Genomic DNA, 22,107 nt, shown 5'->3' with positions numbered 1-22,107 from the left:
TGAGCATGAGCGAACGTAACCAGCGCAAAGTTTACCAAGGCCGTGTAGTTTCTGACAAAATGGATAAAACCATTACTGTTGTTGTTGAAACATACAAAAAACATACACTTTACGGTAAACGCGTAAAATACTCAAAAAAATTCAAAGCACATGATGAAAATAATCAAGCTAAAATCGGTGACATCGTAAAGATCATGGAAACTCGTCCATTGTCTGCAACTAAGCGTTTCCGTCTAGTTGAAGTTGTCGAAGAAGCTGTTATTATCTAATAAAGTTCGGAATTCTTTTTCCGAAGGGAGGTAACAAATAATGATTCAACAAGAGACTCGTTTAAAAGTAGCTGATAACTCTGGCGCTCGTGAAGTGCTTACTATTAAAGTTCTTGGCGGTTCTGGACGCAAAACAGCTAACATTGGTGATGTCATTGTTTGCACGGTTAAACAAGCAACACCAGGAGGCGTTGTCAAAAAAGGTGAAGTCGTAAGAGCTGTTATCGTTCGCACGAAAAGCGGAGCACGCAGAAGCGACGGTTCATACATCAGCTTCGATGAGAATGCATGTGTTATCATCCGTGACGACAAGAGCCCGCGTGGAACTCGTATCTTCGGACCAGTTGCTCGTGAGTTGCGTGAAAACAACTTTATGAAAATTGTTTCTCTAGCTCCAGAAGTTATCTAATGAAATAAATGCCTTAGTCAAGGAGGTGCGATCAGGATGCATGTTAAAAAAGGCGATAAAGTAATGGTTATCTCTGGTAAAGATAAAGGCAAACAAGGAACAATCCTTGCTGCTTTCCCTAAAAAGGACCGCGTTTTAGTTGAAGGTGTGAACATGGTGAAGAAACACTCTAAACCAACTCAAGCTAACCCTCAAGGCGGTATTTCTAATCAAGAGGCGCCAATTCATGTATCAAACGTTATGCCGCTCGATCCTAAAACAGGTGAAGTGACTCGCGTAGGATACAAAGTGGAAGATGGCAAAAAAGTTCGTGTAGCAAAAAAATCTGGGCAAGTTCTAGATAAATAGTATTAAAAGGAAGGGAGGTCTATCTCATGAACCGCCTTAAAGAAAAGTACAATAAAGAAATTGCACCTGCTTTAATGACAAAGTTCAACTATGATTCTGTCATGCAAGTGCCTAAAATCGAAAAAATCGTAATCAACATGGGTGTTGGTGACGCTGTTCAAAACGCGAAAGCAATCGACAGTGCTGTTGAAGAATTAACGTTTATCGCAGGTCAAAAACCTGTCGTTACTCGTGCGAAGAAATCAATTGCTGGATTCCGTCTTCGTGAAGGAATGCCTATCGGTGCGAAAGTAACTCTTCGCGGAGAGCGCATGTATGATTTCCTTGATAAACTTATTTCTGTATCTTTACCGCGTGTACGTGACTTCCGCGGGATTTCTAAAAAATCTTTCGACGGTCGCGGTAACTACACACTTGGTATCAAAGAACAGTTAATCTTCCCTGAAATTGACTACGATAAAGTAACAAAGGTTCGCGGAATGGACATCGTTATCGTAACAACTGCTAATACTGACGAAGAAGCTCGTGAGCTATTAACTCAAGTAGGTATGCCGTTCCAGAAATAATCAATGAAAGGGAGGCGAAATCGTGGCTAAAAAGTCTATGATTGCGAAACAACAACGTACACCAAAGTTTAAAGTACAAGAGTACACACGCTGTGAACGCTGCGGACGTCCGCATTCAGTCATTCGTAAATTTAAACTTTGCCGTATTTGTTTCCGTGAGCTTGCATATAAAGGACAAATTCCTGGCGTGAAAAAAGCCAGCTGGTAATCCCCAAGAAAGGGAAGGAGGTAATTATATAATGGTTATGACAGATCCAATTGCAGATATGCTAACTCGTATTCGCAATGCAAACATGGTACGTCATGAGAAGCTTGAAATTCCTGCTTCTAAATTGAAAAGAGAAATTGCTGAAATTTTAAAGCGTGAAGGTTTCATTCGTGACGTTGAGTTCGTAGAAGACAGCAAACAAGGTATCATCCGCGTTTTCTTGAAATACGGACAAAACAACGAGCGCGTTATCACTGGTCTTAAAAGAATCAGCAAGCCTGGTTTGCGTGTATATGCTAAATCTAATGAAGTACCTCGCGTACTTAACGGTCTTGGAATTGCGATTATTTCTACATCACAAGGTGTTTTAACGGACAAAGAAGCCCGTGCAAAACAAGCTGGTGGAGAAGTTCTAGCATACGTTTGGTAAGAAGTTTAACATGAATGGAGGTGTTTGGTATGTCTCGTGTAGGTAAGAAGTTACTTGAGATTCCTTCTGATGTTACAGTTACGTTAAACGATAACAATACTGTAGCTGTGAAAGGACCAAAAGGAGAATTAACTCGTACGTTTCACCCTGATATGGAGATTAAAGTAGAGGACAATGTGCTTACAGTCGCTCGTCCTTCTGATCATAAAGAGCACCGTGCGCTGCATGGTACTACTCGCAGTCTGCTTGGCAACATGGTTGAAGGTGTATCTAAAGGATTTGAAAGAGGTTTGGAATTAGTCGGTGTCGGTTACCGTGCGTCTAAATCCGGAAATAAACTTGTTTTAAACGTTGGATACTCTCACCCTGTTGAGATCGTTCCTGAGGAAGGCATCGAAATTGAAGTTCCTTCTCAAACTAAAGTAGTTGTAAAAGGAACAGACAAAGAACGTGTAGGAGCTATTGCTGCTAACATTCGCGCTGTCCGTTCTCCAGAGCCTTACAAAGGTAAAGGTATCCGCTACGAAGGTGAAGTTGTTCGCCGCAAAGAAGGTAAATCTGCTAAGTAAGATCGCTTAAAGTGAAGAAAGGAGTGACCTAGATGATTACGAAAACTAGCAAAAATGCTGCTCGTCTTAAAAGACACGCTCGTGTTCGCGCTAAACTTTCCGGTACTGCTGAAAGACCGCGTCTGAACGTTTTCCGTTCTAACAAGCACATTTACGCTCAAATCATCGATGATGTAAATGGTGTAACACTTGCTAGTGCATCTACTCTCGATAAAGACTTGAACGTTGAAAGCACAGGAGATGCTTCTGCTGCTACTAAAGTTGGAGAATTAGTTGCAAAACGCGCTGCTGAAAAAGGCATTTCTGACGTAGTATTTGACCGTGGCGGATACTTATACCATGGACGTGTAAAAGCTTTAGCTGATGCTGCTCGTGAAGCTGGACTTAAATTTTAATAAAAGAAGGAGGGACACATGATTATGCGTCGTATTGACCCAAGCAAATTAGAGTTAGAAGAACGCTTAGTTACGGTTAACCGCGTAGCGAAAGTTGTTAAAGGTGGTCGTCGTTTCCGCTTCGCAGCTCTAGTCGTTGTCGGTGACAAAAACGGACACGTAGGATTCGGTACTGGTAAAGCACAAGAAGTACCAGAAGCGATCCGCAAAGCTGTTGAAGATGCGAAAAAGAATTTAATTGAAGTACCAATGGTTGGAACTACAATTCCACACGAAATCATCGGACGTTTCGGTGCAGGTAACATCTTGTTAAAACCTGCTTCTGAAGGTACTGGAGTTATCGCTGGAGGCCCTGTACGTGCGGTACTTGAGCTTGCAGGTGTAGCTGATATCCTTTCTAAGTCTTTAGGTTCTAACACACCGATCAACATGATTCGTGCAACTCTTCAAGGTTTAAGTGAACTTAAACGTGCTGAAGACGTTGCGAAGCTTCGTGGAAAATCTGTAGAAGAACTGTTAGGATAAGGAGGGAACATTAATGGCTAAATTAGAAATTACCCTCAAACGAAGTGTAATCGGTCGTCCGGAAGATCAACGCGTTACTGTGAGAACACTTGGTTTAAAGAAAACAAACCAAACTGTTGTTCATGAAGACAACGCTGCGATTCGCGGTATGATTAATAAAGTATCTCATTTAGTTTCTGTTAAAGAACAATAAAAATATTTGATCGGATAAGGAGGTGTCCTAATGAAACTTCATGAATTAAAACCTTCAGAAGGTTCACGCAAAACGCGTAATCGCGTAGGTCGTGGTATTGGTTCTGGTAACGGTAAAACAGCTGGTAAAGGTCACAAAGGTCAAAACGCTCGTTCTGGCGGCGGTGTGCGTCCAGGATTCGAGGGGGGACAAATGCCTTTATTCCAACGTCTTCCTAAACGCGGTTTCACTAACATCAACCGCAAGGATTACACTGTAGTCAACCTAGACAAATTGAACGGTTTTGCAGAAGGAACGGAAGTCACTCCTGAACTTCTTCTTGAGACTGGTGTTATTAGCAAACTTAATGCAGGAGTAAAGATTCTTGGCAACGGTAAATTAGAGAAAAAATTAACTGTAAAAGCCAATAAATTCTCTGCTTCTGCGAAAGAAGCTGTTGAAGCTGCTGGCGGTACAGCTGAGGTGATCTAACTTGTTTAAAACAATCTCCAACTTTATGCGTGTGAGTGATATCAGGAATAAAATCATATTCACTTTACTCATGCTTATCGTCTTTCGCATAGGTGCGTTTATTCCTGTGCCTTATGTTAACGCTGAAGCGTTACAGGCACAATCTCAAATGGGTGTTTTTGATCTCCTTAATACATTTGGCGGCGGTGCGCTTTACCAATTCTCCATTTTTGCAATGGGAATTACTCCTTATATCACGGCTTCGATCATCATTCAGCTGCTTCAGATGGATGTTGTGCCGAAGTTTACCGAGTGGTCTAAGCAAGGTGAAGTTGGCCGCCGTAAATTAGCTCAGTTCACAAGGTACTTTACGATTGTGCTTGGGTTCATCCAAGCGTTAGGTATGTCATACGGATTCAACAATCTGGCAAACGGTATGCTGATCGAAAATTCGGGTGTTTCGACATATCTCATCATTGCTTTAGTGCTCACTGGCGGAACTGCCTTTTTAATGTGGCTCGGAGAACAAATTACGTCTCATGGGGTAGGCAACGGAATATCGATCATTATCTTCGCGGGGATTGTGGCTAGTATTCCTAAAACGGTTGGACAAATATATGAGACTCAATTTGTCGGCAGCGACGATCAGTTGTTTATTCATATTGTAAAAATCGCACTTCTTGTGATTGCGATTTTAGCAGTTATTGTTGGAGTTATTTTCATTCAGCAAGCCGTACGGAAAATTGCGATTCAATATGCTAAAGGCACAGGTCGTTCACCTGCAGGCGGAGGACAGTCTACTCACCTACCATTGAAAGTAAACCCTGCGGGGGTTATTCCGGTCATCTTTGCGGTTGCGTTTCTGATAACGCCGCGGACGATCGCGTCATTCTTTGGAACAAACGATGTGACAAAGTGGATTCAAAACTACTTTGATAATACGCATCCGGTGGGTATGGCGATATATGTTGCGTTGATTATTGCCTTTACGTACTTTTATGCTTTTGTACAGGTCAATCCTGAACAAATGGCTGATAACCTTAAAAAACAGGGTGGCTATATCCCGGGGGTTCGTCCAGGGAAAATGACTCAAGATAGAATTACGAGCATTTTGTATCGACTTACGTTTGTGGGTTCTATATTCTTAGCCGTGATTTCCATTCTTCCTATCTTTTTCATTCAATTCGCTGGATTGCCTCAAAGTGCACAAATTGGCGGAACATCTTTGTTAATTGTTGTCGGGGTAGCCTTAGAGACAATGAAGCAACTAGAAAGCCAGTTGGTGAAACGAAACTACCGTGGATTTATGAAAAACTAGAGGAAATGGATTTATCCATTCCCTCTTAATAAAGAGAGGACGGGGGAAATCCGAATGAACTTAGTCTTAATGGGGCTTCCTGGTGCCGGTAAAGGTACACAGGGCGAACGAATTGTTGAGGATTATGGGATTCCTCATATCTCAACAGGAGATATGTTCCGTGCTGCTATGAAAGAAGAAACACCACTCGGACTCGAAGCAAAATCTTATATTGATAAGGGAGAGCTCGTACCTGACGAAGTCACAATCGGAATTGTAAAAGAAAGGCTTGGCAAAGACGATTGTGAAAGAGGTTTTCTTCTGGACGGATTTCCGCGAACAGTCGCTCAAGCCGAGGCTCTTGAAGGAATTCTTGAGGAGTACGGCAAGCCGATTGATTATGTCATTAACATTGAAGTCGACAAGGATGTTCTGATGGAACGTCTGACTGGACGCAGAATTTGCAGTGTTTGCGGCACAACCTATCATTTAGTCTTTAATCCGCCGAAAACGCCGGGTGTTTGTGATAAAGACGGAGGCGAACTCTATCAACGGGCAGATGATAATGAGGAAACAGTCTCTAAACGGCTTGAGGTAAACATGAAGCAAACTCAGCCTTTACTCGATTTTTATTCTGAGAAAGGTTATCTTGCAAACGTGAATGGCCAACAGGACATTCAAGATGTATATGCAGATGTGAAGGATCTTCTTGGAGGATTAAAAAAATGATTATCTGTAAAACCCCACGTGAACTTGGTATCATGCGGGAAGCAGGGCGAATCGTGGCTTTAACTCATGAAGAGTTAAAAAAGCATATTAAACCAGGAATCTCGACAAAAGAATTGGATCAAATTGCCGAACGTTTTATTAATAAGCAGGGTGCAATCCCATCTTTTAAGGGGTATAATGGGTTTCGCGGGAGCATTTGCGTATCAGTTAATGAAGAACTCGTTCACGGTATTCCTGGCAGCAGGGTGCTGAAGGACGGAGACATCATCAGTATTGATATCGGTGCTAAATTAAATGGTTATCATGGTGACTCTGCATGGACATATCCGGTAGGAAACATCAGCAATGATGACAAAAAACTTCTGGAAGTGACAGAGGAGTCTTTATATAAAGGCTTGCAGGAAGCAAAACCAGGTGAACGTTTGTCGAATATTTCCCACGCAATACAAACGTATGTCGAAAATGAGCAGTTTTCAGTTGTTAGGGAGTATGTCGGACATGGTGTTGGTCAAGACTTGCATGAGGACCCGCAAATTCCTCATTATGGTCCGCCCAACAAAGGACCACGGCTCAAACCTGGCATGGTTCTCGCTATTGAACCTATGGTGAACGCTGGCAGCCGCTACGTGAAAACATTGGCTGATAACTGGACGGTTGTAACGGTAGATGGGAAAAAGTGTGCTCATTTTGAACATACAATTGCGATTACGGAAACGGGTTTTGATATACTGACGAGAGTCTAGGTGATGAAAATAATTCCGAAGACAGGTGTTTTTTCCGGCTTGATAGGGCAAAAAGTTTGGATGAACATTGGCAGGACTGAATTCATCTTGCTGTTGTCATTGGAATTGTTAACGATCATCATTGTACTAACAGCAGACGGAGAAAAGCGTACATTTCATTCTCCTAAGAAAAAGAATATCAATCATTTAACCCTTTATGATTGCGTATCTCCGGAAGTTCAGAACAGTATAAACGAAACAGGGCGTGTGACAAACGGAAAACTGAGATTTTCTCTTTTGAAATTTGTCAGAAAGCAAGTTACTGATTTGAAGAAGGGAGAACACTTGAATGGCGAAAGACGATGTAATTGAAGTGGAAGGTACTATAGTCGAAACATTGCCAAACGCGATGTTCAAAGTTGAACTCGAAAACGGCCATACTGTTTTGGCTCATGTATCTGGTAAAATCCGCATGCACTTCATTCGCATTTTACCTGGAGACAAAGTTACGGTAGAATTATCTCCATATGACTTAACTCGTGGCAGGATTACGTACCGTTACAAATAAAGCACTCCGGAAACTGAAGGAGGTTGGAAACACATGAAAGTGAGACCATCAGTTAAACCAATCTGCGAAAAATGTAAAGTTATTCGCAGAAAAGGAAAAGTAATGGTGATCTGTGAAAATCCAAAGCATAAACAAAAACAAGGATAATTTATAAGGAGGTGCCCAGAGAATGGCTCGTATTGCTGGTGTAGATATCCCACGTGACAAACGTGTTGTTATTTCTTTAACGTATGTCTTCGGAATTGGCCGCACAACGGCTCAACAAGTCTTGAAAGAGGCTGGTGTTTCAGAAGATACTCGTGTGCGTGATCTTACTGAAGAAGAACTTGGTAAAATCCGTGATGTTATTGATAAACTGAAAGTAGAAGGTGACCTTCGCCGTGAAGTTTCTCTTAACATTAAGCGTCTGATCGAAATCGGAAGCTACCGCGGAATCCGCCATCGCAGAGGTTTGCCTGTTCGCGGACAAAACTCTAAAAACAATGCGCGTACTCGTAAAGGTCCGCGTCGTACTGTAGCTAACAAGAAAAAATAAGTAAGGGAGGTACCTAAACAATGGCTGCTGCTCGTAAATCTAACACGCGTAAACGTCGCGTGAAAAAGAATATTGAGTCTGGAATTGCTCATATTCGCTCAACTTTCAATAACACGATCGTTACGATCACTGACACTCATGGTAATGCACTTTCTTGGTCTAGTGCCGGAGCTCTAGGATTCAGAGGTTCTCGTAAATCTACTCCTTTTGCTGCGCAAATGGCTGCAGAAACAGCTGCTAAAGGTTCAATCGAACATGGTCTTAAAACTCTTGAGGTTACTGTTAAAGGCCCTGGTTCAGGCCGTGAAGCTGCAATTCGTGCACTTCAAGCTGCTGGACTAGAAGTCACTGCTATCAGAGACGTAACTCCTGTTCCTCATAACGGATGCCGTCCACCAAAACGTCGCCGCGTGTAATTTGTTTGTATAGATTTTGTGTCCCTGTCAATAATGGGTTATGATACAGTTATTTATGAAACGAATGCACCGACTCGTTGCCTGAGCACATACGGGACTAAACAATGGGGAATTTCGGATGGAATCTCATATGATTCTATTCGAGGTTTCGACGTTTTGAAGGAGGGTTTTAAGTAATGATCGAGATTGAAAAACCAAAAATCGAAACGGTTGAAATCAGCGACGATGCCAAATTTGGTAAGTTTGTCGTAGAGCCACTTGAGCGTGGATATGGTACAACTCTGGGTAACTCCTTACGTCGTATCCTCTTATCCTCACTCCCTGGTGCCGCTGTAACATCAATCCAGATAGATGGTGTACTGCACGAATTCTCGACAATTGAAGGCGTTGTGGAAGATGTTACAACGATTATCTTACACATTAAAAAGCTTGCATTGAAAATCTACTCTGATGAAGAGAAGACGTTAGAAATTGATGTACAGGGTGAAGGAACTGTAACGGCAGCAGATATTACACACGATAGTGATGTAGAGATTTTAAATCCAGATCTTCATATCGCGACTCTTGGTGAGAATGCGAGTTTCCGAGTTCGCCTTACTGCTCAAAGAGGACGTGGGTATACGCCTGCTGACGCAAACAAGAGAGACGATCAGCCAATCGGCGTGATTCCGATCGATTCTATCTTTACACCAGTTTCTCGTGTATCTTATCAGGTAGAGAACACTCGTGTAGGCCAAGTTGCAAACTATGATAAACTTACACTTGATGTTTGGACTGATGGAAGCACTGGACCGAAAGAAGCCATTGCGCTTGGTTCAAAGATTTTAACTGAACACCTTAATATATTCGTTGGTTTAACTGACGAAGCTCAACATGCTGAAATCATGGTTGAAAAAGAAGAAGATCAAAAAGAGAAAGTTCTTGAAATGACAATTGAAGAATTAGATCTTTCTGTTCGTTCTTACAACTGCTTAAAGCGTGCGGGTATTAACACGGTTCAAGAGCTTGCGAACAAGACGGAAGAAGATATGATGAAAGTTCGTAATTTAGGACGCAAATCACTTGAAGAAGTGAAAGCGAAACTAGAAGAACTTGGACTCGGACTTCGCAAAGACGATTGACTAGTTTCCTATGCGAACTAGGATTTTCGTGTGTTTATTATCAGAAACAGCATTCCAATAAAGGAGGGGACATCACATGTCATACAGAAAACTAGGACGTACGAGTGCACAGCGTAAAGCTATGCTTCGTGATCTTACAACTGATTTGATCATCAACGAAAGAATCGAAACAACTGAAACACGTGCGAAAGAACTTCGCTCTGTAGTTGAAAAAATGATCACGCTTGGCAAACGCGGTGATCTTCACGCTCGCCGTCAAGCTGCTGCATACATCCGCAACGAGGTTGCTAACGAAGAAAATAACCAAGATGCACTTCAAAAATTATTCTCTGACATTGCAACTCGTTACGAGGAGCGCCAAGGCGGATACACACGTATTATGAAGCTTGGTCCTCGCCGTGGTGACGGAGCACCAATGGCAATTATCGAATTGGTTTAATATCACATATTTTTGTGTATCTAAAGAAGGGCGGGACAGTTTCTAACTGGATCTATGCCCTTTTTTTAGATACTGCAACTTTTTATATAGAGAGAATAGCAGAGCGTTAGCTGAGAGGAGGCCGGTTTTCCATGAATCAAAATCAGTTGATATCGGTAGAGGATATCGTATTTCGATATCGGAAAGACGCAGAAAGGCGGGCACTAGACGGCGTCTCCCTGCAGGTGTATGAGGGTGAATGGCTTGCTATTGTAGGTCATAACGGTTCAGGAAAATCAACACTGGCCCGGACTTTGAATGGTTTAATCCTTCCTGAATCAGGTGATATCAAGGTTGCCGGGATTCAATTGACAGAGGAATCGGTTTGGGAAGTGCGTAAGAAGATTGGTATGGTCTTTCAAAATCCGGATAACCAATTTGTCGGAACGACGGTTCGCGATGATGTGGCTTTTGGTTTAGAAAACAATGGTGTACCGCGGGAAGAAATGATTGAGAGAGTAGACTGGGCAGTAAAACAGGTGAATATGCAAGATTTTCTCGATCAAGAGCCGCACCATCTCTCCGGAGGCCAAAAGCAGAGAGTTGCGATTGCGGGAGTTATTGCCGCACGTCCTGATATTATTATCTTAGATGAAGCAACATCTATGCTTGACCCGATTGGGCGAGAAGAAGTGCTTGAAACGGTAAGACACTTAAAGGAAAAGGGCATGGCAACTGTCATTTCCATCACACATGATTTGAATGAGGCGGCAAAAGCAGATCGAATCATTGTCATGAATGGCGGTAAGAAACATGCCGAAGGGACGCCTGAAGAGATTTTTAAATTGAATAAGGAACTTGTTCGAATCGGGCTTGATTTACCCTTCTCATTCCAGCTTAGCCAGCTATTACGTGAAAATGGACTGGCACTGGAAGAAAATCATTTGACTCAGGAAGGGCTGGTGAAAGAGCTATGGACATTACAATCAAAGATGTAGAGCATCGCTATCAGATGAAGACGCCGTTTGAGCGCCTTGCACTGTATGACATCAATGCATCGATTAACGAAGGAAGCTACGTAGCCGTTATCGGGCATACAGGCTCTGGCAAGTCCACTCTTCTTCAGCACCTGAATGGTCTTCTGAAGCCGACGAAGGGACAGATATCACTAGACAGCACTGTCATTCAGGCAGGGAAAAAGAATAAAGAGCTGAAAGCCCTTCGCAAAAAAGTCGGAATCGTTTTCCAATTTCCTGAACATCAATTATTCGAAGAAACAGTTCTCAAAGATATTTCGTTCGGACCAATGAATTTTGGTGTGAAAAAAGAGGCTGCTGAACAAAGAGCGAGAGAGATGCTGAAGCTTGTAGGTTTATCAGAAGAGCTTCTGGACAGATCGCCTTTTGAATTAAGCGGGGGACAAATGCGCAGAGTTGCAATTGCCGGCGTACTTGCAATGGATCCTGAAGTGCTTGTTTTGGATGAACCGACTGCTGGATTGGATCCAAGAGGTCGAAAAGAGATAATGGACATGTTTTATGAGCTTCATCAACGGGGAAACCTGACGACGATCCTTGTGACTCACAGCATGGAGGATGCAGCTGCATACGCTGATGAAATGATTGTCATGCATAAAGGAACGATACAAGCTTCAGGCAGTCCGCGTGATCTGTTTTTAAAAGGTGAAGAGATGGCTGGCTGGGGGCTGGATCTTCCGGAAACGATCAAATTCCAAAGACAGCTGGAAGCTGCACTTGGCGTCAAATTTAAAGAGCCTATGCTCACGATTGAAGATGCCGCTGCTGAAATCCGTACTCTCTTTCATGGGGAGAAAACCTTATGATAGACAGCATGATTATCGGCAAGTATGTACCGGGCTCTTCACTTGTGCACCGGCTTGACCCCAGAACAAAACTCATTACGATCTTTTTATTTGTTTGTATCGTATTCTTAGCCAATAATGTACAGACATATGCACTGCTTGGATTATTTACAGTGGGCGTCGTTTCTTTAACAAGAGTTCCTTTCTCTTTTTTACTGAAAGGGTTAAAGCCTATTATCTGGATTGTCCTTTTCACGTTCCTTCTTCACATTTTAATGACACACGAAGGACCGGTTATCTTTCAATTAGGTGTTTTCAAAGTCTATGAGGGCGGTTTGGTTCAAGGGATATTCATTTCTCTAAGATTCGTCTATCTGATTTTAATCACAACCTTATTAACACTAACGACTACTCCGATTGAGATTACCGATGGAATGGAACAGCTGCTGAATCCATTAAAAAAAGTAAAGCTTCCTGTGCACGAGCTGGCTCTTATGATGTCAATTTCTTTGCGGTTTATCCCGACCTTGATGGAGGAGACAGATAAGATCCTGAAGGCTCAGATGGCGCGGGGCGTTGATTTTACAAGCGGCCCTGTCAAAGACAGAGTAAAGGCTATTGTCCCGCTTCTTGTCCCTCTCTTCGTCAGTGCATTCAAACGTGCCGAGGAGCTTGCGGTGGCAATGGAAGCAAGAGGCTATCAAAGCGGAGAGGGACGTACGAAATATAGAAAGCTTGTATGGACAGGAAAAGATACTTCTGTCATTGTCAGCTTGATGGTATTGGCTGCTTTGTTATTTTTCTTAAGAGCTTAGAGGTGCGGGTATGAGACTGAAATGCACGATTTCTTATGACGGACATTTGTTTAACGGTTATCAGGTTCAGCCGGGCAAACGAACGGTTCAGAGTGAACTGGAGAAGGCTTTAGCTGTCCTGCATAAGTCGAAAGAAAGAATTCCGGTCGTATCGTCAGGAAGAACAGACAGCGGGGTTCACGCAGCCGGACAGGTGATTCATTTTGATACACCGCTGTCTATCCCGGCAGAGAGGTGGCCGTATGCCTTAAATGCACTGCTTCCGGACGATATCGCAGTCAAACAGGCAGAAATTGCGGATGATGGGTTCCATGCACGATTTAGCGCAGTGAAAAAAGAATATCGCTACTTTGTATACACGGATAAACACCCGGACGTATTTAAACGGCATTACGCTTACCATTTTTCATATCACCTTAATGTGCAGAACATGAGAGAAGCGGCAAAGCATCTTTTAGGGACGCATGATTTTACGAGCTTTTGCGCGGTTAAAACAGAAGTGCAGGACAAGGTAAGAACGATTTACGAACTTGATTGGACTGAGACAGATGACGGCCTGCAAATGCGGATCACAGGCAGCGGTTTCTTATATAATATGGTCAGAATTATTGCGGGTACTTTGCTTGATGCAGGTATTGGCAAAATTTCTCCCAATGATGTGAAATCCATGCTGGAAGCGAAGGATCGCGAAGCGGCAGGGCGCACAGCGCCGGGGCACGGGCTATATTTATGGAACGTTTTCTATGACAACTAAACCAGGTGTGTAATATTTTCTTGACAGAGTCTGCATAAAGTTATAAGATATCATATGGTATGTATTTCAACCCCACGATAAGCCCCGGAACTTATTGTGTTGTGAAATAGAACGTAATCGAAGTTTATTGAAAATGACAGATCATTTAGGAGGGAAATTCAATGCGTACAACACCTATGGCTAACGCAAGTACTATTGAACGCAAGTGGTTAGTTGTTGATGCTGCTGGCAAGACTCTAGGACGTCTTTCTACAGAAGTTGCATCTATCCTTCGCGGAAAACACAAACCGACTTACACACCGCACGTTGATACTGGAGATCATGTGATCATCATCAACGCGGAAAAAATCGAGTTAACTGGTAAAAAGTTAACGGACAAAATCTACTACCGTCACACTCAACATCCAGGCGGATTAAAATCAAGAACTGCTCTTGAAATGCGTACAAACTACCCTGAGAAAATGCTTGAGCTTGCTATCAAAGGCATGCTTCCAAAAGGTTCTCTAGGTCGTCAAATGTTCAAAAAATTGAACGTATACCGTGGTTCTGAGCATCCACATGAAGCACAAAAACCTGAAGTTTACGAACTTCGCGGTTAATTAAAAAGGAGGTTACCAATTTGGCACAGGTTCAATATTACGGTACTGGCCGTCGTAAAAGCTCTGTAGCGCGTGTGCGCTTAGTTCCAGGAGAAGGTCGTATCGTCGTTAATAATCGTGAAATCAGCGAGCACATCCCATCTCCAGCTCTAATCGAAGATATCAAACAACCATTAACTTTGACTGAAACAGCTGGTACTTATGATGTTTTAGTAAACGTACATGGAGGCGGCTTATCTGGTCAAGCTGGAGCAATCCGTCATGGTATCGCTCGTGCTTTGCTTGAAGCAGATCCAGAATACCGTGCAACACTTAAACGCGCTGGTCTTCTGACTCGTGACGCTCGTATGAAAGAACGTAAAAAATACGGTCTTAAAGGCGCTCGTCGTGCACCTCAGTTCTCAAAACGTTAATTTTACGTTTTCAAAGCTCTCGACCCTGTGTTGGGAGCTTTTTTATTTTCATAAAATGCCCATATGCAATTCTTGGCACACCCCCGCATTCAGTAAAAATAAATAAATGAACGCTTAATGAAGTCTAAGCAAATTGCTTGCTTATAAACAGCCCTGTTGTAATAATCATGGTATCTTTCCTTACCAGCTAATTTACTTGAATGATGATTGGAAAGGTGGTCAAAGTTTTTAATGGTCATGTCGCCAATCCAGTTCATGTTAACAACCGGTTTCCACCTGTTCAATCTCACAGCTGATTCTTCATCTGTCCGGATGAATATTAGTTCTTCACTAATGACATCATTTGATGAGATAAGTGTAAATCTTTTGACGTAAATCACATATCTCCTTTGTGGTTTTTTTGCGTTTCTATGAACTTTTTTCTAAATATGCAAAGGGAAAGCGATAACAATCTAGAAATATTTGTTATACTCTATACATTAAAGTAAGGAGAACGATTCATGAATGCGTTAGTAGATCATAATAGCAAAGCTTGGGATCAAAAAGTAGAAACAGGTAATGAATGGACTGTTGCTGTCGAGCAGCATGTCATCGAACAAGCGAAAAAAGGAAATTGGGATATAAGGGTGACACCAATGAAAGATGTACCGAGAGATTGGTTTCCCCCTGTCAACGGGCTGAAAGTTCTCTGTTTAGCATCAGGTGGCGGCCAGCAGGGTCCGATTTTGGCAGCCGCAGGAGCGGATGTCACTGTATTAGATAACTCGGAAAAGCAGCTGGATCAGGATAGAATGGTTGCTGAGCGCGATCGTCTCGCGATACATCCTGTCAAAGGAAGCATGGACGATCTCAGTCAATTTCAGGATGAATCATTTGATATTATTGTACATCCTGTTGCTAATGTTTTTGTTGAGAATGTCCTCCCAGTCTGGAAGGAAGCCCACCGTGTGCTGAAAAAAAACGGCGCTCTAATCTCGGGTTTTGTCAATCCTGTCGTATTTCTGTTTGATGTAGAATTAGAACAGCAAGGTATTTTAAAAGTAAAACACTCTATTCCATATGCCGACCCAGAAGATCTTCCAAAACATAAAGTGAAAAAACTGATTGAAAATAAAGAAGCTCTGGAATTCGGCCATTCCTTAGAAGACCAAATCAAGGGCCAAATTGATGCCGGTTTTATCGTCACTGGCTTTTATGAAGATAAAGGCGGTTTTGTATTGGACCAATATATTCATACATATTCTGCAACAAGAAGTGTGAAAGTATGAAAAGCAGCAACCTATTAGAGGGGCTGCTTTTATAACGCTATAGAAAGAACATTTGTTCTATCCTCTGTAGAAAGCTTCTAAATCCCCTTCTTTTTACCGGTCTCTGCACCTTCATTTGGGCGAATTTCCAACCGAATTCGGGCATGGTTTCACCATCCAAACCTCAAAATAACCGGTAAAAGGAGAGTGAATTTGTATGGCAGAGGTACTGTCTTTTATGGATGTGAAACGCCAAAAGGATTATGAATTAGAAAAAAACTTGCTCAAAGAACTCTCTCTGAGGCAAATTATTCTGTCTGTTAAGGACTGTTTGGAACCATTATTCCCGTTTTTAGATGATGAAAGAGATATTATCAGCGAAGGCTGTATTGATTTTGCGATAGAAGCTTATTTGTTAGGCGGGCGTTTTGGGATATTCGGCTATTACGGAGAATCCATGCAGAGCATCAGTGCCCGCTCAGCAAGCGAAGAAGAAGAGCTGCGTATGGAGTTTTTTGATTATCTCTATAATTGGATACACGAGCAATACGCAACATTTGATAAAAATACGGTTTATGAAGCAGCACGAAAGTTCATTAAAGACTGGTGGACAGAGGGGTTTGTCCAAAGAGAAAAACAGTGTAAGCTTCGCATGCGATAATCATATTTCCCGGCCCTGTCCCATAGTTATAGTAGTAACGGACAAGCGGGAGGGGAAGGGATGAGGAGAAAGCTTAAATGGCTCGGTTTTTTGCTAGGCTTCATCGTATTACTATTTCTATTTAAGTATCAGTTCAGCAATAACGATTCATGGGAGCCGTGGAGTCTGCCCTTGAGCGGGAAAATTATTTATCTGGACCCAGGTCATGGCGGCCCTGACGGCGGAGCAGTCGGCGGAAAGCTGTTAGAGAAGGATATAACCCTGGAAGTGGCCTTTAGAGTCAGGGACTACCTTCAGGAACAAGGGGCGCTTGTCATTATGACCAGAGAAAGTGATACCGATCTCGCTCCAGAAGGAACGAAGGGCTATAGCAGACGAAAAGCGGAAGATTTGAGACAGCGGGTCAAATTAATAAACCATTCAGAGGCTGAACTCTATATCAGTATCCATCTCAATGCGATTCCTTCGCAAAAGTGGAGTGGAGCCCAAAGCTTTTATTTCGGAAAATACGCAGAAAATGAGAAGGTCGCGAAATACATTCAGGATGAATTGAGAAGCAACCTGGAAAACACAACCCGGAAAGCAAAGCGGATTCATGGTGTCTACTTAATGCAAAACGTCACCAAACCGGGAGCGCTTATAGAAGTCGGGTTTTTATCCAATCCAAGTGAAGCAAAGCTGCTCGGGAATTCGAAATATCAGGACAAGGTGGCATCTTCCATATATAAAGGCATTATGCGATATTACACAGAAAAAGGAGACCCTCCAGAGTGAAGGAGGGTTTTCTTATGGTTCTAAGCATAGGACACCTGCCAATTATGTATGATATAATATTGCTTGAAAACGAATACACAAAAGGGTGAGGTTCGATGATAAGAGAAGATGAAGTAAGAAAACTAGTCGGTGAAATGCGCGAACCTTTTCTTCAAAGACCTCTGGGAGAATTGGATGCCGTTAAAGAAATTAAAATAAAGCCTGAAAAACGGCATGTCAGTGTAAAAGTCGCTCTTGCAAAAACCGGAACCGCAGAACAAATGCAGATTCAGCAAGAGATCGTAAACGTCTTAAAAGGGGCAGGCGCAGAGACAGTCGGCCTTCGATTTGAAGAGCTGCCTGAGGAAACGGTTGCTAAGTTCCGGGCGCCGTCAGCTGAGAAAAAAACATTATTAAATATGGATAATCCGCCAGTCTTTCTTGCTGTAGCAAGCGGAAAAGGCGGCGTAGGCAAGTCGACTGTGTCAGTAAATCTTGCTATTGCTCTGGCTCGTCTAGGGAAAAAGGTCGGTTTAATTGATGCGGATATTTATGGCTTCAGTGTGCCGGATATGATGGGCATCACTGTGCGTCCGACTATTGAAGGAGAGAAACTTCTTCCTGTTGAACGCTTTGGGGTAAAGGTGATGTCAATGGGCTTCTTCGTAGAAGAAAATGCGCCGGTCGTATGGAGAGGGCCAATGCTAGGCAAAATGCTGAACAACTTTTTCCATGAAGTAGAGTGGGGAGAAGTAGACTATATTGTTCTTGATCTTCCGCCTGGAACAGGGGACGTTGCTCTCGATGTACATACAATGCTTCCGAGCTGCAAAGAAATCATCGTATCAACGCCGCATCCTACAGCTGCTTTTGTAGCGGCTAGAGCAGGCTCTATGGCAATTAAAACTGATCATGAAGTTGTTGGTGTTATAGAGAACATGGCTTATTATGAAAGCGCAAAGACAGGGGAAAGAGAATACGTCTTTGGAAAAGGCGGCGGAGATAAACTAGCCGAGGAATTGAATGTGCCTTTGCTTGGCAGAATCCCGTTGAAACAACCCGATTGGGATAAGGATCAATTTGCTCCGTCTGTATATGACAAAAGCCATCCTATAGGAGAAATATATCAGGACATCGCAAAAAAAATAGTTGACAAAATGTCAGTGCAAGTATAAAAAGGCGAACCGGGATTCTATATCCCGGCTCTCCTTTTATTCACTTTCTTTGGCGGTTTCTTTTGCTGCTTTTTTCAGTTCATCTTCGAACTGTTTTTTGTAAAGCGGACTAGAAAGTGTTTCATTAATAACCTCTTCTAAGTAACTGCGGAATTCTTGGCTTTTTGCCAGTTGGCTGTACTTTTTATTCATGCCTGGATCTTGCATAACGTCCATCAGCATCTTCTGATAATCCGGGTCCTTCATCAGTTTTTTTATCACTTTTTCATGCTCTTTTTGAAGAGTTTTCGCAAAACCTTCGGCAAAATCAGTGTCTTCAAAGATGTTTTTCCAAAATTCTTCTCCTTTTTTAGAGGTGAGTGTTTTTTCTATCGTTCCTTTAATCGCATCTTGGTCAATCACCAACGCTTCATTCATCGCATCATCGTTTAATAATTCCTTAATGGCTTTCTTTCCATCATCAGTTTTTAATATATCAACAACCATTTTTTTAGTCTGATCATAGTCCATATCCGCTGCTTGGTCTTTTGGAGCACAAGCTGTTACAGATAATAACAAAAAACAGCTTATCAATAGCGTTTTGGCTTTTGACATGGTTAAGCTCCTTTCACATACTTGTCTTACTTTTAATATGATTCATCTGTTTAGAATTATACATAACAAAATATCGCGGTTTGCGATTCTTGAGGGGTGGATGAAAGAAATGAAAAGCCGTGGTTTGGTTCGTTTTTTCTTTTCTAATTTAGCTGTCGGAGCGGTTATCACAGGTATTGTGGGTTTTGCTTTAAAATGGGGAGGATATAAGGGGCTGTTTCTTGCCTTCGAAGCGGGGCAGATTTTCTCTGTGTTATTTTGGTTTGTTGGAGTAGGCATGATTTTTAGTGTAATCAGCCAAATGGGGTTTTTCGTTTTTTTAACCGTTCACCGGTTTGCACTTGAGATATTAAGATCCTCATCTTTATGGAATTTGCTTCAGTTGTTTTTCATCTTGTTTGTTGCTTTTGATTTAATGTACGTGCGGTTTTTATTTTTTGGAGAGAGCGGAGAATCGCTGACTGGCTATGCGTGGTTACCGGTATTTTTACTGATCTTTGGGGTGGTAACAGCATATATAAAGCAAAAGCAGTCCCCTAAAAAAACGTTTGTGTCATCATTGTTTTTAATGGTTGTGATTACTGCATTAGAATGGTTCCCTGCGTTAAGAGTAAATGATGAGGACTGGCTTTATTTAATGCTTTTTCCGTTAATGGCGTGTAATGCTTTCCAATTGCTGATGCTGCCAAAGTTTGCAGCGAAGTAATTACTTTATCTCTGAGGATTTGGCATCAGAATTTGCAATGAGATCACCTACGGTTACATTTTTTAATCCTTTTTCTCTCAGCTGATGGATGATATCGGGCAGCGCTTCTTCTGTTTGTTTTGCCGAATCGGAGGCGTGTAAAAGAACAATGTCTCCTCCGGAAACTTGCTGGGTCACATTATCGATGATTTTTTCAACTCCGGGATTCGTCCAATCCTGAGAGTTTATGCTGTAATGAACGACCGTATAGTTGTATTGCTTTGCGACCGTTAGAACATTCTTGTTGAATTGTCCGGTAGGGGGTCTTAATAGCTGTATGTCTTTGATCCCTAACTTTTCAAAGGCAGTTTGCGCACGGTTAATGTCCTTTTTTATTTCGATGCTCTCTAAATTGGCATAGTTTTTATAGGCGTAGCCCATGCTCCCTATTTGATGGCCGTCCTTCACGATACGCGCCACTGTGTCGGGGTGGCGTTCAGCCCAAGAAGCGGAAAGAAAAAACGTCGCATTTTTAATCCCGTTCGCCTTCAGAGTATTGAGTATAGGTTCTGCTTTTTCATCACCCCAGCTGATATCAAAAGTAAGGGCAACTTCTTTCGCATCTGTTTCTCCTTTATAAATGGCTTTAGGTCCGGTGTCAGTTGAAAACACGGGAAGCGGGACAGCTCTTTGGATATAAAAAAAGCTAGCTGCTGCAAATGCGGCGATAAGTATAATGATAAATTGTTTCACTCGTTTAATGTGCCACACATAGAAGTGATTCACGGATGAAGCCTCCTTATCTTGTCCATTGTTCTTGTATTACATCTTATGAGCATGGCCGATTGAATATAACCCATAAAATGTATCTTTGTTTACAGCTTAAATTAGGTGTTGACCTTTTGATAATATCCGTGATATATTATTATTCGTCGCTGATAAACAGCTGACAACAATTAAAAGCTTCATTAAATGCTTTGAAAAAAGTTATTGACTTAAAAGAAGCTGAATGTTATAGTAATAAAGCTGCTTCGTTAAGCGGCAGTAATGATCTTTGAAAACTAAACAAGACAAAACGTACCTGTTAATTCATTTTTTTATAAATCGCACAGCGATGTGCGTAGTCAGTCAAACTAGGCCTGCACGACGCAGGTCACGCAGGTGTCACCGCAGGATGCGGTGAACTTAACCTGTGATCCATTTTATCGGAGAGTTTGATCCTGGCTCAGGACGAACGCTGGCGGCGTGCCTAATACATGCAAGTCGAGCGGACAGATGGGAGCTTGCTCCCTGATGTTAGCGGCGGACGGGTGAGTAACACGTGGGTAACCTGCCTGTAAGACTGGGATAACTCCGGGAAACCGGGGCTAATACCGGATGCTTGTTTGAACCGCATGGTTCAAACATAAAAGGTGGCTTCGGCTACCACTTACAGATGGACCCGCGGCGCATTAGCTAGTTGGTGAGGTAACGGCTCACCAAGGCAACGATGCGTAGCCGACCTGAGAGGGTGATCGGCCACACTGGGACTGAGACACGGCCCAGACTCCTACGGGAGGCAGCAGTAGGGAATCTTCCGCAATGGACGAAAGTCTGACGGAGCAACGCCGCGTGAGTGATGAAGGTTTTCGGATCGTAAAGCTCTGTTGTTAGGGAAGAACAAGTACCGTTCGAATAGGGCGGTACCTTGACGGTACCTAACCAGAAAGCCACGGCTAACTACGTGCCAGCAGCCGCGGTAATACGTAGGTGGCAAGCGTTGTCCGGAATTATTGGGCGTAAAGGGCTCGCAGGCGGTTTCTTAAGTCTGATGTGAAAGCCCCCGGCTCAACCGGGGAGGGTCATTGGAAACTGGGGAACTTGAGTGCAGAAGAGGAGAGTGGAATTCCACGTGTAGCGGTGAAATGCGTAGAGATGTGGAGGAACACCAGTGGCGAAGGCGACTCTCTGGTCTGTAACTGACGCTGAGGAGCGAAAGCGTGGGGAGCGAACAGGATTAGATACCCTGGTAGTCCACGCCGTAAACGATGAGTGCTAAGTGTTAGGGGGTTTCCGCCCCTTAGTGCTGCAGCTAACGCATTAAGCACTCCGCCTGGGGAGTACGGTCGCAAGACTGAAACTCAAAGGAATTGACGGGGGCCCGCACAAGCGGTGGAGCATGTGGTTTAATTCGAAGCAACGCGAAGAACCTTACCAGGTCTTGACATCCTCTGACAATCCTAGAGATAGGACGTCCCCTTCGGGGGCAGAGTGACAGGTGGTGCATGGTTGTCGTCAGCTCGTGTCGTGAGATGTTGGGTTAAGTCCCGCAACGAGCGCAACCCTTGATCTTAGTTGCCAGCATTCAGTTGGGCACTCTAAGGTGACTGCCGGTGACAAACCGGAGGAAGGTGGGGATGACGTCAAATCATCATGCCCCTT

34 protein-coding genes and 1 rRNA gene (1 of these 35 only partly in view) are annotated in these 22,107 nt (G+C 42.9%); 33 read left to right on the top strand and 2 right to left on the bottom strand.

Annotated elements, in window-relative coordinates; genetic code table 11:
- Window positions 1-5 precede the first annotated feature (5 nt).
- The 31 genes from rpsQ (at window position 6) to salA (ending at window position 18,407) form a co-directional block, all read left to right on the top strand.
- Window positions 6-269 (top strand): 30S ribosomal protein S17, encoded by a 264-nt coding sequence (gene rpsQ / locus ACMX2I_RS21350; RefSeq protein ID WP_003225804.1) that lies wholly within the window; start codon window positions 6-8, stop codon window positions 267-269.
- A 40-nt stretch (window positions 270-309) separates the two neighbouring features.
- On the top strand, window positions 310-678 hold the full coding sequence (rplN, locus tag ACMX2I_RS21345; RefSeq protein WP_003156485.1) for a 50S ribosomal protein L14: 369 nt from the start codon (window positions 310-312) through the stop codon (window positions 676-678).
- Between the two features lie 36 nt (window positions 679-714).
- Window positions 715-1,026, top strand: coding sequence for a 50S ribosomal protein L24 (gene rplX / locus ACMX2I_RS21340; RefSeq protein WP_003156486.1), 312 nt, complete (start codon window positions 715-717; stop codon window positions 1,024-1,026).
- Window positions 1,027-1,052: 26 nt separating this feature from the next.
- Entirely contained in the window at window positions 1,053-1,592 is a 540-nt protein-coding gene (gene rplE / locus ACMX2I_RS21335) for a 50S ribosomal protein L5 (RefSeq protein ID WP_202329117.1), read from the top strand.
- A gap of 22 nt (window positions 1,593-1,614) precedes the next feature.
- Window positions 1,615-1,800, top strand: a complete 186-nt coding sequence (rpsN, locus tag ACMX2I_RS21330) for a 30S ribosomal protein S14 (protein ID WP_003156488.1) — start codon at window positions 1,615-1,617, stop codon at window positions 1,798-1,800.
- 31 nt (window positions 1,801-1,831) lie between these two features.
- Window positions 1,832-2,230, top strand: coding sequence for a 30S ribosomal protein S8 (gene rpsH / locus ACMX2I_RS21325; protein ID WP_003241998.1), 399 nt, complete (start codon window positions 1,832-1,834; stop codon window positions 2,228-2,230).
- A 29-nt stretch (window positions 2,231-2,259) separates the two neighbouring features.
- Window positions 2,260-2,799 carry a 50S ribosomal protein L6 gene (rplF, locus tag ACMX2I_RS21320; RefSeq protein WP_087991692.1) on the top strand — a complete coding sequence of 180 codons (540 nt, stop codon included), beginning with the start codon at window positions 2,260-2,262 and terminating at the stop codon, window positions 2,797-2,799.
- Between the two features lie 32 nt (window positions 2,800-2,831).
- Complete coding sequence (gene rplR, locus ACMX2I_RS21315) at window positions 2,832-3,194, top strand: 50S ribosomal protein L18 (RefSeq protein WP_087991693.1); 363 nt, start codon at window positions 2,832-2,834, stop codon at window positions 3,192-3,194.
- Window positions 3,195-3,218: 24 nt separating this feature from the next.
- On the top strand, window positions 3,219-3,719 hold the full coding sequence (rpsE, locus tag ACMX2I_RS21310; protein ID WP_003328273.1) for a 30S ribosomal protein S5: 501 nt from the start codon (window positions 3,219-3,221) through the stop codon (window positions 3,717-3,719).
- A 13-nt stretch (window positions 3,720-3,732) separates the two neighbouring features.
- Window positions 3,733-3,912 (top strand): 50S ribosomal protein L30, encoded by a 180-nt coding sequence (gene rpmD / locus ACMX2I_RS21305; RefSeq protein ID WP_003156497.1) that lies wholly within the window; start codon window positions 3,733-3,735, stop codon window positions 3,910-3,912.
- A 30-nt stretch (window positions 3,913-3,942) separates the two neighbouring features.
- Complete coding sequence (gene rplO / locus ACMX2I_RS21300; protein ID WP_087991694.1) at window positions 3,943-4,383, top strand: 50S ribosomal protein L15; 441 nt, start codon at window positions 3,943-3,945, stop codon at window positions 4,381-4,383.
- Window position 4,384: 1 nt separating this feature from the next.
- Window positions 4,385-5,680, top strand: coding sequence for a preprotein translocase subunit SecY (secY, locus tag ACMX2I_RS21295; protein ID WP_087991695.1), 1,296 nt, complete (start codon window positions 4,385-4,387; stop codon window positions 5,678-5,680).
- A gap of 54 nt (window positions 5,681-5,734) precedes the next feature.
- Window positions 5,735-6,388 (top strand): adenylate kinase, encoded by a 654-nt coding sequence (locus ACMX2I_RS21290; protein ID WP_087991696.1) that lies wholly within the window; start codon window positions 5,735-5,737, stop codon window positions 6,386-6,388.
- Complete coding sequence (map, locus tag ACMX2I_RS21285; RefSeq protein ID WP_087991697.1) at window positions 6,385-7,131, top strand: type I methionyl aminopeptidase; 747 nt, start codon at window positions 6,385-6,387, stop codon at window positions 7,129-7,131. The genes ACMX2I_RS21290 and map overlap by 4 nt, the downstream gene beginning before the upstream one ends.
- 3 nt (window positions 7,132-7,134) lie before the next feature.
- Window positions 7,135-7,482, top strand: coding sequence for an RNA-binding protein (locus tag ACMX2I_RS21280; protein WP_414958266.1), 348 nt, complete (start codon window positions 7,135-7,137; stop codon window positions 7,480-7,482).
- Complete coding sequence (gene infA, locus ACMX2I_RS21275; protein ID WP_003156508.1) at window positions 7,460-7,678, top strand: translation initiation factor IF-1; 219 nt, start codon at window positions 7,460-7,462, stop codon at window positions 7,676-7,678. The genes ACMX2I_RS21280 and infA overlap by 23 nt, the downstream gene beginning before the upstream one ends.
- 33 nt (window positions 7,679-7,711) lie before the next feature.
- Window positions 7,712-7,825 (top strand): 50S ribosomal protein L36, encoded by a 114-nt coding sequence (gene rpmJ, locus ACMX2I_RS21270; RefSeq protein ID WP_003156543.1) that lies wholly within the window; start codon window positions 7,712-7,714, stop codon window positions 7,823-7,825.
- Between the two features lie 22 nt (window positions 7,826-7,847).
- Window positions 7,848-8,213, top strand: a complete 366-nt coding sequence (rpsM, locus tag ACMX2I_RS21265; protein WP_003156545.1) for a 30S ribosomal protein S13 — start codon at window positions 7,848-7,850, stop codon at window positions 8,211-8,213.
- A gap of 20 nt (window positions 8,214-8,233) precedes the next feature.
- A complete protein-coding gene (rpsK, locus tag ACMX2I_RS21260) occupies window positions 8,234-8,629 on the top strand; it encodes a 30S ribosomal protein S11 (RefSeq protein WP_010332782.1) in 396 nt (131 codons plus the stop codon).
- Between the two features lie 176 nt (window positions 8,630-8,805).
- Complete coding sequence (locus ACMX2I_RS21255; protein WP_087991698.1) at window positions 8,806-9,750, top strand: DNA-directed RNA polymerase subunit alpha; 945 nt, start codon at window positions 8,806-8,808, stop codon at window positions 9,748-9,750.
- A gap of 76 nt (window positions 9,751-9,826) precedes the next feature.
- Window positions 9,827-10,189 carry a 50S ribosomal protein L17 gene (gene rplQ, locus ACMX2I_RS21250; RefSeq protein ID WP_003225836.1) on the top strand — a complete coding sequence of 121 codons (363 nt, stop codon included), beginning with the start codon at window positions 9,827-9,829 and terminating at the stop codon, window positions 10,187-10,189.
- A 131-nt stretch (window positions 10,190-10,320) separates the two neighbouring features.
- Entirely contained in the window at window positions 10,321-11,166 is an 846-nt protein-coding gene (locus tag ACMX2I_RS21245) for an energy-coupling factor ABC transporter ATP-binding protein (RefSeq protein ID WP_414958265.1), read from the top strand.
- Complete coding sequence (locus tag ACMX2I_RS21240) at window positions 11,142-12,011, top strand: energy-coupling factor ABC transporter ATP-binding protein (protein ID WP_414958264.1); 870 nt, start codon at window positions 11,142-11,144, stop codon at window positions 12,009-12,011. Before ACMX2I_RS21245 ends, ACMX2I_RS21240 begins: the two co-directional genes overlap by 25 nt.
- Window positions 12,008-12,805, top strand: coding sequence for an energy-coupling factor transporter transmembrane component T family protein (locus tag ACMX2I_RS21235; RefSeq protein ID WP_414958263.1), 798 nt, complete (start codon window positions 12,008-12,010; stop codon window positions 12,803-12,805). The genes ACMX2I_RS21240 and ACMX2I_RS21235 overlap by 4 nt, the downstream gene beginning before the upstream one ends.
- A gap of 10 nt (window positions 12,806-12,815) precedes the next feature.
- Complete coding sequence (truA, locus tag ACMX2I_RS21230) at window positions 12,816-13,559, top strand: tRNA pseudouridine(38-40) synthase TruA (RefSeq protein WP_333519453.1); 744 nt, start codon at window positions 12,816-12,818, stop codon at window positions 13,557-13,559.
- A gap of 161 nt (window positions 13,560-13,720) precedes the next feature.
- Window positions 13,721-14,158 carry a 50S ribosomal protein L13 gene (rplM, locus tag ACMX2I_RS21225; protein WP_003225844.1) on the top strand — a complete coding sequence of 146 codons (438 nt, stop codon included), beginning with the start codon at window positions 13,721-13,723 and terminating at the stop codon, window positions 14,156-14,158.
- Window positions 14,159-14,178: 20 nt separating this feature from the next.
- Window positions 14,179-14,571, top strand: a complete 393-nt coding sequence (rpsI, locus tag ACMX2I_RS21220) for a 30S ribosomal protein S9 (protein ID WP_003225846.1) — start codon at window positions 14,179-14,181, stop codon at window positions 14,569-14,571.
- A 500-nt stretch (window positions 14,572-15,071) separates the two neighbouring features.
- Window positions 15,072-15,839, top strand: a complete 768-nt coding sequence (locus ACMX2I_RS21215; protein ID WP_253268772.1) for a class I SAM-dependent methyltransferase — start codon at window positions 15,072-15,074, stop codon at window positions 15,837-15,839.
- Between the two features lie 196 nt (window positions 15,840-16,035).
- Window positions 16,036-16,479, top strand: coding sequence for a YbaK family protein (locus ACMX2I_RS21210; protein ID WP_087991710.1), 444 nt, complete (start codon window positions 16,036-16,038; stop codon window positions 16,477-16,479).
- 60 nt (window positions 16,480-16,539) lie between these two features.
- The gene (gene cwlD / locus ACMX2I_RS21205) at window positions 16,540-17,253 is read left to right on the top strand and encodes an N-acetylmuramoyl-L-alanine amidase CwlD (RefSeq protein WP_414958262.1); all 714 of its coding nucleotides are present in this window, start codon (window positions 16,540-16,542) and stop codon (window positions 17,251-17,253) included.
- A 95-nt stretch (window positions 17,254-17,348) separates the two neighbouring features.
- Window positions 17,349-18,407 carry an iron-sulfur carrier protein/transcriptional regulator SalA gene (gene salA, locus ACMX2I_RS21200; protein ID WP_414958261.1) on the top strand — a complete coding sequence of 353 codons (1,059 nt, stop codon included), beginning with the start codon at window positions 17,349-17,351 and terminating at the stop codon, window positions 18,405-18,407.
- A 36-nt stretch (window positions 18,408-18,443) separates the two neighbouring features.
- Here salA and gerD read toward each other — a convergent pair whose 3' ends face one another.
- The gene (gene gerD / locus ACMX2I_RS21195; RefSeq protein ID WP_087991713.1) at window positions 18,444-19,001 is read right to left on the bottom strand and encodes a spore germination lipoprotein GerD; all 558 of its coding nucleotides are present in this window, start codon (window positions 18,999-19,001) and stop codon (window positions 18,444-18,446) included.
- 109 nt (window positions 19,002-19,110) lie between these two features.
- Between gerD and kbaA the strand changes: the two genes are divergently transcribed.
- Window positions 19,111-19,707 (top strand): KinB-signaling pathway activation protein, encoded by a 597-nt coding sequence (gene kbaA, locus ACMX2I_RS21190; RefSeq protein ID WP_253269137.1) that lies wholly within the window; start codon window positions 19,111-19,113, stop codon window positions 19,705-19,707.
- Here the strand turns inward: kbaA and pdaB are convergent, their stop codons facing one another.
- Window positions 19,708-20,472: a polysaccharide deacetylase family sporulation protein PdaB gene (gene pdaB, locus ACMX2I_RS21185; protein WP_414958260.1), complete on the bottom strand. Its 765-nt coding sequence runs from the start codon at window positions 20,470-20,472 to the stop codon at window positions 19,708-19,710. It lies immediately after the preceding gene.
- A gap of 416 nt (window positions 20,473-20,888) precedes the next feature.
- Between pdaB and ACMX2I_RS21180 the strand changes: the two genes are divergently transcribed.
- Window positions 20,889-22,107, top strand: a 16S ribosomal RNA gene (locus ACMX2I_RS21180) (it continues 331 nt past the right edge of the window).

This window comes from Bacillus sp. SW14, from assembly GCF_047608225.1.
Taxonomy (GTDB): domain Bacteria; phylum Bacillota; class Bacilli; order Bacillales; family Bacillaceae; genus Bacillus; species Bacillus subtilis_G.
The sequence above is the reverse complement of the archived record's forward strand: the minus strand, read 5'-3'. Positions and strand labels throughout refer to the sequence as shown.